At 66.5% G+C, this 13,528-nt stretch carries 13 protein-coding genes; 11 read left to right on the forward strand and 2 right to left on the reverse strand.

Going from position 1 to position 13,528, the window contains the following annotated elements; all coding sequences use genetic code 11:
- Nucleotides 1-13: 13 nt before the first annotated feature.
- From BUR94_RS17430 to BUR94_RS17480, 11 genes are all read left to right on the forward strand, one after another.
- Nucleotides 14-1,048 (forward strand): cupin domain-containing protein, encoded by a 1,035-nt coding sequence (locus tag BUR94_RS17430; RefSeq protein ID WP_245794522.1) that lies wholly within the window; start codon nucleotides 14-16, stop codon nucleotides 1,046-1,048.
- Nucleotides 1,045-1,740, forward strand: coding sequence for a fumarylacetoacetate hydrolase family protein (locus tag BUR94_RS17435; protein ID WP_074257430.1), 696 nt, complete (start codon nucleotides 1,045-1,047; stop codon nucleotides 1,738-1,740). Before BUR94_RS17430 ends, BUR94_RS17435 begins: the two co-directional genes overlap by 4 nt.
- Nucleotides 1,737-2,381 (forward strand): maleylacetoacetate isomerase, encoded by a 645-nt coding sequence (maiA, locus tag BUR94_RS17440; protein WP_074257431.1) that lies wholly within the window; start codon nucleotides 1,737-1,739, stop codon nucleotides 2,379-2,381. Before BUR94_RS17435 ends, maiA begins: the two co-directional genes overlap by 4 nt.
- 36 nt (nucleotides 2,382-2,417) lie before the next feature.
- Complete coding sequence (locus BUR94_RS17445) at nucleotides 2,418-3,629, forward strand: 3-hydroxybenzoate 6-monooxygenase (RefSeq protein WP_074257432.1); 1,212 nt, start codon at nucleotides 2,418-2,420, stop codon at nucleotides 3,627-3,629.
- A 237-nt stretch (nucleotides 3,630-3,866) separates the two neighbouring features.
- Nucleotides 3,867-4,418, forward strand: a complete 552-nt coding sequence (locus tag BUR94_RS17450) for a TRAP transporter small permease (RefSeq protein WP_245794524.1) — start codon at nucleotides 3,867-3,869, stop codon at nucleotides 4,416-4,418.
- Nucleotides 4,415-6,073, forward strand: a complete 1,659-nt coding sequence (locus tag BUR94_RS17455) for a TRAP transporter large permease (protein WP_074257433.1) — start codon at nucleotides 4,415-4,417, stop codon at nucleotides 6,071-6,073. Before BUR94_RS17450 ends, BUR94_RS17455 begins: the two co-directional genes overlap by 4 nt.
- 76 nt (nucleotides 6,074-6,149) lie before the next feature.
- Nucleotides 6,150-6,917, forward strand: a complete 768-nt coding sequence (locus BUR94_RS17460; RefSeq protein WP_074257434.1) for an SDR family NAD(P)-dependent oxidoreductase — start codon at nucleotides 6,150-6,152, stop codon at nucleotides 6,915-6,917.
- Between the two features lie 9 nt (nucleotides 6,918-6,926).
- Nucleotides 6,927-7,691, forward strand: coding sequence for a crotonase/enoyl-CoA hydratase family protein (locus BUR94_RS17465; protein WP_074257435.1), 765 nt, complete (start codon nucleotides 6,927-6,929; stop codon nucleotides 7,689-7,691).
- Nucleotides 7,691-8,173 (forward strand): MarR family winged helix-turn-helix transcriptional regulator, encoded by a 483-nt coding sequence (locus BUR94_RS17470; RefSeq protein ID WP_074257436.1) that lies wholly within the window; start codon nucleotides 7,691-7,693, stop codon nucleotides 8,171-8,173. Before BUR94_RS17465 ends, BUR94_RS17470 begins: the two co-directional genes overlap by 1 nt.
- Nucleotides 8,170-9,993 carry a feruloyl-CoA synthase gene (locus BUR94_RS17475; protein WP_074257437.1) on the forward strand — a complete coding sequence of 608 codons (1,824 nt, stop codon included), beginning with the start codon at nucleotides 8,170-8,172 and terminating at the stop codon, nucleotides 9,991-9,993. Before BUR94_RS17470 ends, BUR94_RS17475 begins: the two co-directional genes overlap by 4 nt.
- 1 nt (nucleotide 9,994) lies before the next feature.
- Nucleotides 9,995-10,867 (forward strand): amidohydrolase family protein, encoded by an 873-nt coding sequence (locus BUR94_RS17480; RefSeq protein WP_074257438.1) that lies wholly within the window; start codon nucleotides 9,995-9,997, stop codon nucleotides 10,865-10,867.
- A 24-nt stretch (nucleotides 10,868-10,891) separates the two neighbouring features.
- Here the strand turns inward: BUR94_RS17480 and BUR94_RS17485 are convergent, their stop codons facing one another.
- Complete coding sequence (locus BUR94_RS17485) at nucleotides 10,892-12,259, reverse strand: FAD-binding oxidoreductase (RefSeq protein WP_074257439.1); 1,368 nt, start codon at nucleotides 12,257-12,259, stop codon at nucleotides 10,892-10,894.
- Nucleotides 12,260-13,429: a pyridoxal phosphate-dependent aminotransferase gene (locus tag BUR94_RS17490; protein WP_074257440.1), complete on the reverse strand. Its 1,170-nt coding sequence runs from the start codon at nucleotides 13,427-13,429 to the stop codon at nucleotides 12,260-12,262.
- Nucleotides 13,430-13,528 lie beyond the last annotated feature (99 nt).

Genomic DNA, 13,528 nt, shown 5'->3' on the forward strand with positions numbered 1-13,528 from the left:
CAGGGAGGATGCCGTGGCACAACTCGGAACATTGGAGGAGCTTCCCGAGGACTACCGGGAGGAGATGGCAGCGGCGGGTGTGGCCCCGCTCTGGCCGATGATGCGCAACGTGCTGCCCCATGGCGCGCCGAAGCCAGTCACAAAGCCGGGCCATTGGCGCTACGAGGCGATCCGCCCGCTGCTGCATCGCGCGGGCGAGTTGACGCCGGTGGAAAAGGCCGAGCGCCGCGTGCTGGTGTTGAGCGATCCGGGGCGCGGGACCGGCGCGATGCAGGCGACCTCGTCGATCTACCTCGGCCTCCAGTTCCTGCTGCCGGGCGAGACGGCTCCGGCCCATGTCCACACGCCGAGCGCAGTGCGGATCATCGTGGAGGGCGAAGGCGGCTATACGGTGGTGAACGGGGAGAAGCTGCCGATGCAGGAGGGCGACCTCGTGCTCACGCCGGGCGGCGAGTGGCATGACCACGGGCATGAAGGCAAGGAGCCGGTGGTCTGGCTCGATGCGCTGGACCTGCCGCTCTTCGTGTATCTCGAGGGGTCCTATGCCGAGGAGGGCCCGCTTCAGAACCAGCGAAATCGGCCTGACCCCAGCCAGCTCGACTATCGCGCGGCGGGGCTGGCCCCGGCCCGCAAGCTGGGCGCCGCGAAAAAGCGCTACCCGATGGCGCGCTACCCCTGGAGCCGCACCCGCGAGGCGCTGGTGGAGACCATGAAATACGATGGCGGCCCCGTGGTGGAGCTGGATTACATCAACCCCGAGACCGGAACCGACGTGCTGCCGACCATGGGGTTCACCGCGATGATGGTCGCGGCGGGGGGCGAGGAGAGGCCGCCGCTGCGCTCCTGCTCCTCGGCCTTCCATGTGATCGAGGGCAAGGGCCACTCGATCGTCAACGGAGAGCGGATCGACTGGACCGCGAAAGACACCTTTACTGCGCCGGTCTTTGCGGAGATCACCCACCATGCCGACGAGGAGGCCTTTCTCGTTCGCATCCATGACCGCCCGCTTCAGGAGAAGCTGGATTACTACGAGGAACGCGCCCGATGACCGACTACCTGTTTGCTGCCCCCGAGGTGAGATCCGTGCCGGTAGAGGGCGAGAGCGCCGAATACCCGATTCACCGCATCTTCTGTGTGGGCCGCAACTACGCCGCCCATGCCGAGGAGATGGGCTTCGAGGTGGACAGGGAGGCGCCGTTCTACTTTTCGAAGCAACTCCATGCCGTGTTGCCGACCGGCAGCACCCTGCCCTACCCGCCGGGGACCGAGGACTTTCACTACGAGATGGAACTGGTGGTGGCGCTGGGCGGCGAGGTGTTCAAGGGCACGGCCGAGCAGGGCGCGGCGGCGGTTTATGCCTATGGCTGCGGCCTCGACATGACCCGGCGCGACCTGCAGATCGCCTCGCGCAACGTGAAACGGCCCTGGATGCTGGGCAAGGACGTGGAAGGCTCCTGCGTGCTTTCGCCGATGACGAAGGCGAGCGAGTTCGCCGTGGGCGAGCAGCGGATACACCTCGAGGTGAACGGGGTCTCGAGGCAGGACTCCACGCTCGATCTGCTTATCCACAAGGTGCCCGAGGTGATCGCGCACCTGTCGAAGTTCTACCACCTGCGGCCCGGCGACATCATCCTGACCGGCACGCCCGAGGGGGTTGGCCCGGTGGTTGCGGGCGACAGGATCACCGGTGGTATCGACGGACTCGCGCCCATCGCGCTCGACATCGGGCCGGCAGAATGAGGTTTCATGGCTATTTCCGGTCGTCCTCGTCTTACCGGTGCAGGATCGCCTGCAACCTGAAGGGCGTGGAGTATGACTTTGTCTCGGTCCACCTCACCCGGGATGGCGGCGAGCAGAAGGGGGCGGGCTACAAGGCGCTGAACCCGCAGGGGCTCGTGCCCGCCTTCGAGCTGGACGGGGGCGAGGTGCTGACCCAGTCGCCCGCCATCTTGGAGTGGCTCGACGAAACCTGCCCGGAGCCGAAACTGCTGCCCGACGACCCGGTGGAGCGGGCCCATGTGCGGGCTTTCTGCGCGGTGATCGCCTGCGAGATCCACCCGCTGCAAAACCTGCGCGTACTGCAATACCTGCGCGGCGAGTACGGGCAGGATCAGGAGGGCGTGGAGGCCTGGTGCCAACGCTGGATCGGCGATGGTCTGGCGGCCTGCGAGGCGCTTCTGGCCAAGCGCCCGGCGCAGAAATTCTGCTTTGGCGACACGCCGGGAATGGCCGATGTCTACCTGGTGCCGCAGGTCTTTTCGGCGGCCCGGTTCAAGGTGGACCTGGGTGGCATGCCCAACCTGCGCCGCATCGCGGAGGCCTGCAACGACCTGCCGGCCTTTGCCGAGGCGCATCCGAGCCAGCAGCCGGACGCCGAATGACGCGCGCCCAATAGCCACGACCGGGGAGGAGACCCGATGAGCAACGACCGTTTTGTCATAGCAGGCGGTGGGATAGGCGGACTCGCCCTGGCCATTGGCCTGGCGCAGAAGGGGCAACGCTCCATCGTGCTGGAGAAGGCGCGCCAGTTGGGCGAGATCGGGGCGGGCATCCAGCTCGGGCCGAACGCCTTTCATGCCTTCGACTACCTGGGCGTGGGCGACACCGCGCGGGAGATGGCGGTGTACATCGACAACCTGCGCCTGATGGATGCGATGAGCGGCGAGGAGATCACCCGCATCCCGCTGGGCGCGGATTTCAGGGCGCGGTTCGGCAACCCCTATGCGGTGGTGCACCGGGGCGACCTGCACGGGGTCTTCCTGAAGGCCTGCACGGCGCATGACCTCGTGGATCTGCGCACCTCCTGCGAGGTGACGGGCTACGAACAGGACGCGGACAGCGCCAGCGCGGTGCTGGCGAGCGGAGAGCGGGTGACGGGCAAGGCGCTGATCGGCGCGGAGGGGTTGTGGAGCAGGATCCGCCAGCAGCTGGTGGGCGACGGGATGCCCCGCGTCTCGGGCCACTCGACCTATCGCTCGGTGATCCCCACCGAGGACATGCCCGAGGATCTGCGCTGGAACGCGGCAACGCTCTGGGCCGGGCCGAAGTGCCATATTGTGCACTACCCGCTCCAGGGCGGGAAGACGTGGAACCTCGTGGTGACCTACCACAACCATGCGCCTGAGCCGGTGGCAGGGCGGCCGGTGACCCATGAGGAGGTGGCGCGTGGATTCGAGCACATCAATCCGAAGGCGCGGCAGATCATCGAGAAGGGGCGCGACTGGAAGGTCTGGGTGCTGTGCGACCGGGACCCGGTACTGAACTGGGTGGATGGCCGGGTGGCGCTTCTGGGCGACGCGGCGCACCCGACGATGCAATACTTTGCGCAGGGGGCCTGCATGGCGATGGAGGATGCGGTGGCGCTCTCGCACCTGGCCGATCAGGGCGGAGAGATCGGCGCGATGCTGACGCGCTACAACGAGATGCGGCGGCAGCGGACGGCCCGGATCCAGCTTCAGAGCCGGGAGATCGGTACCCATGTGTATCACCCGGAAGGGGCCCATGCGGAGCTGCGCAACACGGTGATGAGTGCCAAGTCGCCCGAGGACTGGTATGACGCGGTGGCGTGGCTCTACGGCTCGACAGGGCTGGAAGGCGCGGTTTCGAGCGAAACCCTCGCCCGTCGGTAACGAAGGGTCTTTACAGGGCCGGGGTGAATATAGTTATGTGTCATAACTAAATCTGCCGGTGAGTCCGGCGGTGCATGAAGTCTGCGGCGGAGCCATTCAAAATGTGATCGGCTCGCTGGCTTTGGGAGGCAAGGCGGATTACGGGAGCGCAGCCGAAACCCGCAGGGAAACATGGCCCGGCGGACCCTTGGGGAGGGGAAGAACGTGCTTAGATTCATGACAGGCCTGGCAAGGGGCATGGCGCTGACGGGAGGTTTGGTGCTGGTTGTGCTGGTGATCCTGACCTGCGTCAGCGTGGTCGGGCGCGGGCTCAGCACCTTGGGTCATTCCGACTTTCTGCAAGGCATGTCGCAGAGCCTTGCCGACCTGATCCTCGCTACCGGCACCGGCCCGGTGAACGGAGACTTCGAGATCGTCGAGGCGGGGATCGCCTTTACCATCTTCTCCTTCCTGCCGATCTGCCAGCTCTTCGGGGCCCATGCGACGGTGGATGTGTTCACATCCTTCCTGTCGCGGCGGACCAACGCCTTTATCATCACCTTCTGGGAAATCGTCTTTACCGGGATCGTGCTGCTCATCACCTGGCGGCTGTTCTACGGGCTGGAGGACAAGTTCGGGAACGGCGAAACCTCGCTGCTGCTGCAATTCCCGATCTGGTGGGCCTATCTCGCCGCCTTCATCGCCGCCCTGGTTGCCGCGATCGTGGCGGTCTACTGCGCCGTCGGCCGGGTCATGGAACTGACGACAGACCAGCGCTGGCTGCCCAGATCGGAAGGAGCGGCACATTGACCGTGCTCGAGCTTGGATACATCTCCTTTCCGATCCTGCTGGTGATGATCTTCCTGCGGGCGCCGATCGGCCTTGCCATGCTCGTGGTGGGGATCGGCGGCCTCTACTACGCGACCGGCGGAACGACGGTCTTTCTCGCCAAGCTGAAGAGCGAGGTCTACACGACCTTCTCGAGCTACTCGCTCAGCATCATCCCGATGTTCCTTCTGATGGGCCAGTTCGCCACGCTTTCGGGCATGTCGACGGCGCTCTTCAAGGCCGCCGAAAGCTGGCTGGGCCACCGCAAGGGCGGCGTGGCGATGGCCTCGGTGGGGGCCTGTGCGGGGTTCGGCTCGATCTGCGGCTCCTCGCTGGCCACGGCGGCCACCATGAGCCGGGTCGCGCTGCCGGAGCTGCGCCGCTACGGCTACTCGGGCGGGTTCAGCACCGCGACGCTGGCGGCAGGCGGCACCCTGGGCATCCTTATTCCGCCCTCGGTGATCCTGGTGATCTACGCGATCCTCACCGAGCAGAACATCGCCAAGCTGTTCCTCGCGGCCTTCATCCCCGGCATCCTCGCCGCCATCGGCTACATGATCACCATCAGCATCTATGTGCGGATGTACCCGGATGCCGCGGGCACCCGTGAGGCGGTGCCCTATGCCGAGCGCATCCGGGCGCTGCTCGATGTCTGGCCGGTGCTGATTGTCTTCGGCCTCGTGGTGGGCGGGATCTACCTGGGCTGGTTCACCCCCACCGAAGGCGCGGCCGTGGGCGCGGCGGGCACCGGTCTCATCGCGCTGGTCAGCGGGCAGCTCGACTGGGCGCGGTTCAAGGAGAGCATCATCAGCACGGCGCAGGCCACGGCGATGATCTTCTTCATCGTGCTGGGCGCGAGCTTCTACAACTCGTTCCTGGCGTTGAGCCAGGTGCCGCAGGAGCTTTCCAACACCATCGTCGGCCTCGGCTGGAGCCCCTGGATGGTGCTGGTTCTGATCCTCGCCTTCTACCTGGCGTTCGGCTGCCTGATGGACAGCCTGTCGATGATCCTGCTGACGATCCCGATCTTCTTTCCGATCATCTCCAACCTCGACTTCGGCCTGATCTCGCTGCACGTGCTGCAGGAGGCCCGGTTCGAAGCCTGGTTCGCGGAGGCGCAGGTCTGGTTCGACGGGCTAAGGGCAGGGGCGATAGAAGGGCTGAGCCAGAGCCGGTTCGACCGGGCGCTGGCGGGGGCCAACGAGCACATGGCCACGCTGGGCCTCGGCACCGTGGCCGACGCGACGAGCCTTGCGCCGGCGCAGGTTGCCGCGATCTTCGGCGAGACCACGCCCGAGGTTGTTCGGGGCGCGCAGGAGGCGCTGGCGGCGGGCGGCGTGCTTGACGCGGACACGCTCAAGGCACTGGGCCTGCGCGGGGCGACCGAGGCCAACCTCGCGCGGGTCAGTCTCGAACATGTGGCGATCTGGTTCGGAATCCTCGTGCTGATCGTGGTGGAAGTGGGCCTCATCACCCCGCCGGTGGGCATGAACCTGTTCATCATCAACGCGATGGACCGGACAACGCCGATGGTTGAAACCTACAAGGCGGTCATCTGGTTCGTGACCTCCGACATCGTTCGGGTCGCGATCCTCGTGGCCTTCCCCGTCATCACCCTGTTCCTGATCCCGGTCTAGGCAGGGGCAGGGCAGGGATGTCGCGTGCGCAAATAGTTATGTATCATCACGGTTACAAAACCGGAGGGAGAAGCACATGCAGATAAGCGGAACAGTGGCCCTGGTCACCGGCGGCGGCAGCGGGCTGGGCGCAGCCACGGTGCGGCATCTTGCGAGCCTGGGCGCCAAGGTGGCGGTGCTCGACTACAACGCCGAGGCGGCGGAGGCCGTGGCGGCGGAGGTCGGCGGCGCGGCCTGCCCGGCGGATGTGAGCAACGAGACGGCGGTTCAGGCGGCGGTGGACAAGGCTGCGACAGACCTCGGCGAGGCAGCGCGCATCGTGGTCAACTGCGCGGGCCTCGGGCTGGCGGCGCGGATCGTGGGGCGGGAGGGCAAGCTCTCGACCGATCTCTTCGAGAAGGTGCTGCGGGTGAACCTGTTTGGCACCTATTACGTGATGTCCCACGCAGCCCGGCTGATGCAGGAGCTGGAGCCGCTGAACGAGGACGGCGAGCGCGGCGTGATCGTCAACACCGCCAGCGCCGCCTACCAGGACGGCCAGCTCGGCCAGGCGGCCTACGCGGCCTCCAAGGGTGGCGTGGCCTCGATGTGCCTGCCGGCGGCCCGCGAATTTGCCAAGACCGGCATCCGGGTGAACGCAATCGCCCCCGGCCTCTTCAACACGCCGATGATGGAGAGCCTGCCGGAAGAGACCACCAAGGCGATCATCGCCAACGTGCCCTACCCCCACCGGCTCGGCTTTCCGAAGGAATACGCCATGCTGGTGCAGCACATGGTGGAGAACGCCTATCTGAACGGCGAGGTGATCCGGCTCGACGGCGCCACCCGTCTGCCGCCGCGCTGAGGAGACACCATGAGCGACATGCTGAAGATCGAGGTGAAGGACGGGATTGCCGTGCTCACCATGAACCGCCCGGGCAAGCGCAACGCCATGTGCGACGAGCTGCTGGAGGCGATCGACGGGTTCTTCTGCGCGCCGCCCGAGGGCGTGCGGGTGGTGGTGCTGACCGGGGTGGAGGGGCATTTCTGCTCGGGCCTCGACCTCAGCGAGCACAAGCAGCGCGACGCGGAAGGCACCATGCGCCACTCGCGCGGCTGGCATCAGGTGATGGAGCGGATCCAGTTTGGCGGTCTGCCGGTGATCTCGGCCATGTTCGGCGCGGTGATCGGTGGCGGGCTGGAGCTGGCGACCTCGACCCATGTGCGCATCGCAGAGCCCTCGACGATCTTCCAGCTGCCCGAGGGGCGGCGCGGGATCTTTGTGGGCGGCGGGGCGACCGTGCGGGTGGGGCGCATCCTGGGCGCCGACCGGATGATCGAGATGATGCTGACGGGTCGGAAGTATGGCGCCGACGAAGGCCTGTCGCTCGGACTGGCGCATTACAGTGTGGGCGAGGGCGAGGCGCTGGAGCTGGCGATGGAGCTGGCGGCGAAGATTGCCTCAAACGCGCCGCTCTCGAACTACATCATGGTGCAGGCCATCGCCCGGATCGAAGACATGGCCAAAGCCGACGGACTCTTTGCCGAAAGTCTCTGTGCCGCCCTGACTCAAACATCTCCCGACGCGCTGGAGGGCCTTGCCGCCTTCCTCGAAAAGCGCGCGCCGAGGTTCAGCTGATGGCCGCGCCGCACCCCCGCATCGTGACCGCGGAGCCCGACGACGAGGGGCTGCGCGGCCATGTCGGGTACAACATGAAGCGGGCGTTTCACATGATCCAGCTCGACGTGAACGCCACGCTCGCGCCCTTCGGGCTGCGGATGGTGACGTTCTCGGCGCTGGTGGTGGTGATGGAGAACCCGGGACTGCGCCAATCACAACTCGCCGAGATCCTCGCCATCGAGCGGCCCAACCTGGTGGTGATCCTCGACGAGCTGGAGCAGGCCGGGTTCCTGACCCGCGACCGCGCGCCCGACGACCGCCGCGCCTATGCGCTGCATGTCACCGCCCAGGGGCTTGCGGTGGCAGAGGAGGCGCGGCTGGCGGTGGCGGCCCATGACCGGAGGATGACGGCCGGGCTGAGCGACGCGGAGCTTGAGCTTGTGATCACAGCCCTGCGCCGGATCGAGCGCAACGGCAGGGAAGGGAGGACCTCCGGATGACGGATGACAGCCGTTACCGGGCGCACCGGGTGCGCCGGCAGGACCGGGCCGACGGGACGATCCTGCTGCAGTCGGACTACGAGATGAGCCCCATCGCCTGGACGACGGGCGACTGGCTGCACCGCTGGGCCGGCGAGGCGCCCGAGCGGGTGTTCATTGCCGAGCGCTCCGGCGCGGGATGGCGCGAGCTGGGCTATGCCGAGGTGCTGCAACGGGTGCGGGCGATCGGCGCGTCGTTGCTGGGGCGCGGGATGGGGCCGGAGACGCCGATTCTAGTGATGTCGGGCAACTCGCTCGATCACGGGCTCCTGGCGCTCGCGGCGCAATACGTGGGCATTCCGCTGGTGCCCGTGGCCGAGCAATACGCGCTGATCCACGGTGCCCACGGGCGGCTGAAGCACGCGGTGGATCTGGTGAAGCCCCGCATGGTCTATGCCGACGACGCTGCCCGCTATGCCGAGGCACTCGCCCTGCCCGAGATCGCCGGGCTGGAGCGGCTGGTTTCGGCCAATGCCGAGCCGGGCATGGTGGCGTTCGACGACCTGCTGAAGGGCGACGGCGGGGTTGATATCGATACTGTTCATGCCGGAATCGGGCCTGATACGGTTGCCAAATACCTGCTGACCTCGGGTTCTACCTCCAACCCAAAGGCCGTGATCACGACACATTGGATGATGTGTGCCAACCAGGCGCAGCTGCTCGACGCGCTGCCCTTTCTCGCCGCCAAGCCGCCCCGGATCGTGGATTGGCTGCCGTGGAACCATGTGTTTGGCGGGTCGCACAACTTCAACATGATGCTGGCCAACGGTGGCTCGATCTACATCGACGATGGCAAGCCGACGCCCGCCCTGATCGACCGGACGCTGGAGAACCTCGCCATGAAGGCCGGGACCATCTGGTTCAACGTGCCGGTGGGCTTTGGCATGGTGGTGGAGGCGATGAAGGCCGACGCCGCATTGCGCCGCGCCGTCTTCGGCGAGCTCGACATGATCTTTTATGCCGGGGCCTCGCTGCCGCAGGACATCTGGACGGCGATGGAAGACATGGCGATGGAGGTGCGAGGCTCGCTGCCGCTCATGACCTCCTCCTGGGGCCTGACCGAAACCGCCCCCGCGACCCTGCTCCAGCACGAGCCGACCGACCGCTCCGGCATCGTCGGCGTGCCGCTCACCGGCGTGACCGCCAAGTTGATCCCAGACGCCGACATGCGCTGCGAGGTGCGGGTGAAGGGGCCCAACATCATGCCGGGCTACTTCGAGGACCCGGAGAAGACGCGGGAGGCCTTCGACGAGGAAGGCTTTTTCATCACCGGGGATGCGATGGTTTTCGTCGACCCCGACGACATCAACAAGGGGATGAAGTTCGACGGGCGGATCTCGGAGGACTTCAAGCTCCAGACCGGCACCTGGGTGCGCGCGGCAGGCCTGCGCATGGAGGCGCTGAAGCTGCTCGACGGGATCGCCGCCGATCTGGTGATCACGGGGGCCGACCGCACCGAGATCGGGCTGCTGATCTTCCCCAACATCAACGCATTAAAAAAGGCCGGATTCGAGACTGACACAGCGGAGAACGCCCTGATCGGCCGGAACCTGCACAGCGAGATCCGTCATCGCCTGGCAGAGCGGGCACGCGAGAACTCGGGTTCCGCCAGCCGCATCACGCGCGCCCTAGTGCTGGCCGAGCCGCCCTCGATGGGCGACGGCGAGATGACCGCGAAGGGCAACCTCAACTTACGCAAGGTGGTCACGCGCCGTGCCGAACTGCTGGAGCGGCTCTACGACAACGCCGACCCCGCTGTGATCACAATCAAGGAGAGCTGACATGGTCGATATCACCAAGGTCCGCGCCATCGACATTCATACCCACGCCGAAGAGCCCTGCGGCTGCCATCCGGATGACGGCTACGACGAGTTGCAGAGCACCATGGCCAAGTACTTTCGGGCGCCCTGGGAACATCCGCCGACCATCCCCGAAACCGCCGCGCACTTCCGCGAGCAGAACATCGCGGCGGTGATCTTTCCGGTCGATGCGGAGCGGGAGACGGGCTACCGGCGCTACTCCAACGACGAAGTGGCCGAGCTGGTGGCCGAGAACAGCGATGTGCTGATCCAGTTTGCCTCGATCGACCCGTGGAAGGGCAAGATGGCCGCCCGAGAGGCGCGCCGGCTGATCCGCGAGTACAAGGTGAAGGGGTTCAAGTTTCATCCCACCATGCAGGGGTTCTTCGCCAACGACCGCATGGCCTATCCGCTCTACGAGGTGATCGAGGAGGAGGGCTGCGTGGCGCTCTTTCACACCGGGCAGACGGGCGTGGGCTCGGGCATGCCGGGCGGCAACGGGATGCGGCTGAAATACTCCAACCCGATGTACATGGATGACGTGGCGGTGGACTTCCCCGACATGAAGATCATCCTCGCGCACCCCTCCTTTCCCTGGCAGGAGGAGGCGCTGGCCGTGGCGCAGCACAAGCCCAACGTCTACATCGACCTGAGCGGGTGGAGCCCCAAGTACTTTCCCGAGATCCTCGTGCGTTACTGCAACACGATCCTGCGCAAGAAGGTGCTGTTCGGCTCCGACTGGCCGATGATCACGCCGGAGCGCTGGCTGGCCGACTTCGAGAAGATCGGCATCAGGGACGAGCTGCGGGAAGACATCATCAAGGGCAACGCGGCACGGCTTTTGGGGCTGGGCTAAAATCGCCCCGGGACAAGCCCCGACCTACGGGAGCAGCTTGCCGGGGTTCAGGATGCCTTTCGGGTCCATCGCGGCCTTGATCGCCCGCATCGGCACCAGCGCGGGGCCGTGCTCTGCCTCCATGTACTTGCGCTTGCCCAGCCCGATCCCGTGCTCGCCGGAGACGGTGCCGCCGAGGCGCAGGGCGGTTTCGGCGAGATGGGCAGAAAACGTCTCTATCATGGCCAGTTCGGCGGGGTCTTCGCGGTTGAAACCAATGCCGGTGTGGAAGTTTCCGTCTCCGACATGGCCCACGATCACCGGCTCCAGGCCCAACTCGCGGGCTTTGCCCTCGGCCGCGGTGACGGCTTCTGCAAGCTGGGAAATCGGCACGCAAACGTCAGTCGCCAGGATGCGCTTGCCGGGATAGAGCGCCTTGGAGGCGTGGTGGCCGTTGTGGCGCATGGCCCAGAGCGCATTGCGCTCCTCCATCCGGGTGGCGCGCTTGAAGTCCTGCGCGTCGAAATCGGCGGCGATCTCCTCGAACATGGCCGATTGCTCCTCGACCGCCGTTTCGGAGCCGGAGAACTCAAGAAAGAGATGCGGCTCTTCGGGCATGCCGGCATTGCTGGCGCGGTTGAACCCGCGGACCATGGTGGCGTTGACCAGCTCGATCCGGGCCATGGGAATCCCCGTCTGGATGGTTGTGATCACGCAGTTCACCGCGTCCTCGACGGTCGGGAAGCGGCAGGTGGCGGCGACGATGCTCTCGGGCTGGCCGTGGAGCTTGAGGGTCAGCTCGGTGATGATGCCGAGGGTGCCCTCTGACCCGATCAGCAGGTGGGTGAGGTCGTAGCCCGAGGACGACTTGCGCGCGCGGGAGCCGGTGCGGATGACCCGGCCATCTGCCAGCACGGCCTCGAGGGCCAGCACGTTCTCGCGCATGGTGCCGTATCGCACCGCCATCGTCCCGCTGGCGCGGGTCGCCGCCATGCCGCCGAGGGAGGCGTCGGCGCCCGGGTCGATGGGAAAGTAGAGGCCGGTGGCGCGCAGTTCGTCGTTGAGCTGGGTGCGGGTGACACCGGGCTGAACGACCACGTCCATGTCGGCGTCATGCACGGCGAGGATGCGGTTCATCAGCGAGAGGTCGAGCGTGAGCCCGCCCTGAACCGGCAGGTGGTGGCCTTCGAGCGAGGTGCCGGTGCCATAGGCGGTGACAGGCATCGCCTCGGCATGGGCGATGCGCATGATCGCCGCCACCTCCTCGGTGGTCTTGGGGTAGGCCACGGCATCGGGGAGGGCATCGGGGAAATGCGCCTCGTTCTGGCCGTGGGCGGCGCGCTCGGCGTCAGACCTCCTGAGGCGGTCGCCAAGGAGCGTTTCGAGCTGTGTCAGAGCCTGTTCATGCGCCATTCAGCCCTCCAGAAACTTGCCGATACGGGACAGCGCCTCGCGGATGTTCTCCTCGCTGTTGGCGTAGGAAAACCGCAAGAACCCCTCGCCATGCGCACCGAAGCTGGTGCCCGCGACGGTGGCAACGCCGCAGTCTTCGAGGAATCTGTCCTGCGCCTCGCGGGCAGAGAGGCCGGTGCCCTCGATGTTGGGAAAGGCATAGAAGGCGCCGGCCGCATCGGCGCAGCGGACGCCGGGCAGGGCATTGAGGCCATCGACGATGACCTGGCGGCGACGGTCGAAGGCCTCGACCATCCTGACCACCTCGTCCTGCGGACCTTCCAGCGCGGCGATGCCGGCGAACTGGGTGGGCGCGTTCACGCAGGAGTGGTCGTTGATGCAGAGCCGGGTGGCGTGGTCGACCAGCGCGTCGGGCCAGACGGCATAGCCGAGGCGCCAGCCCGTCATCGCGTAGGTCTTCGACCAGCCGTCGAGCATGATCAGGCGGTCGCGGATCTCGGGGTAGTTCAGCAGCGATGTGTGCTGGCGGCCGCCGTAGAGCATGCAGGAGTAGATCTCGTCCGACATCAGCACCACGTCGGGGTGGTCGGCGAGGCCCGCCACCAGCTTGTCGATCTCTTCCTTGGGCGTCACGCCGCCGGTGGGGTTGGCCGGCGAGTTGATGATGATGAGCCGGGTGCGCGGGGTGATCTGGCCCAGAACCTCCTCGGCGGAAAAGGCAAAGCCCTTGTCCTCGCGCAGCGCGATCGGAACGGGCGTGGCGCCGGAATACTTGATGACGCTCTCGTAGATCGGGAAGCCGGGGTTGGGATACATGATCTCGGCCCCCGCCTCGCCCAGCAGCATGCAGGCAAAGAACATGGTGGGCTTGCCGCCGGGCTGCACCACCACGTTGTCGGGGTTCACCTCGCAGCCGTGCCTCCGGTGCAGGTCGGCCGCGACCGCCGCACGCAGGGCGGGCAGGCCGTTGGCCGGGGTGTAGCCGTGGTGGCCGTCGCGCAGCGCCTTGATCCCGGCCTCGACGATATGCGCGGGCGTCTGGAAATCGGGCTGACCGATGCCGAGGTTGATGATGCTCTTGCCCTGCGCGGCGAGCTTGCCGGCGCGGGCTAGAACCTCGAAGGCGCTCTCCGTGCCGAGCCGGCCGGTGCGCTGCGAAACTGTGACCATGGGTGTCTCCTCCTTGGCACAGCTTTTGGCCTGCCAAGGCGGAAATGAAAAGCCTCGTGGGCGAGCAGGCTGTTGCGGCGGCTTGAGGATTGATCGAGC

Source organism: Vannielia litorea, assembly GCF_900142295.1.
Taxonomy (GTDB): domain Bacteria; phylum Pseudomonadota; class Alphaproteobacteria; order Rhodobacterales; family Rhodobacteraceae; genus Vannielia; species Vannielia litorea.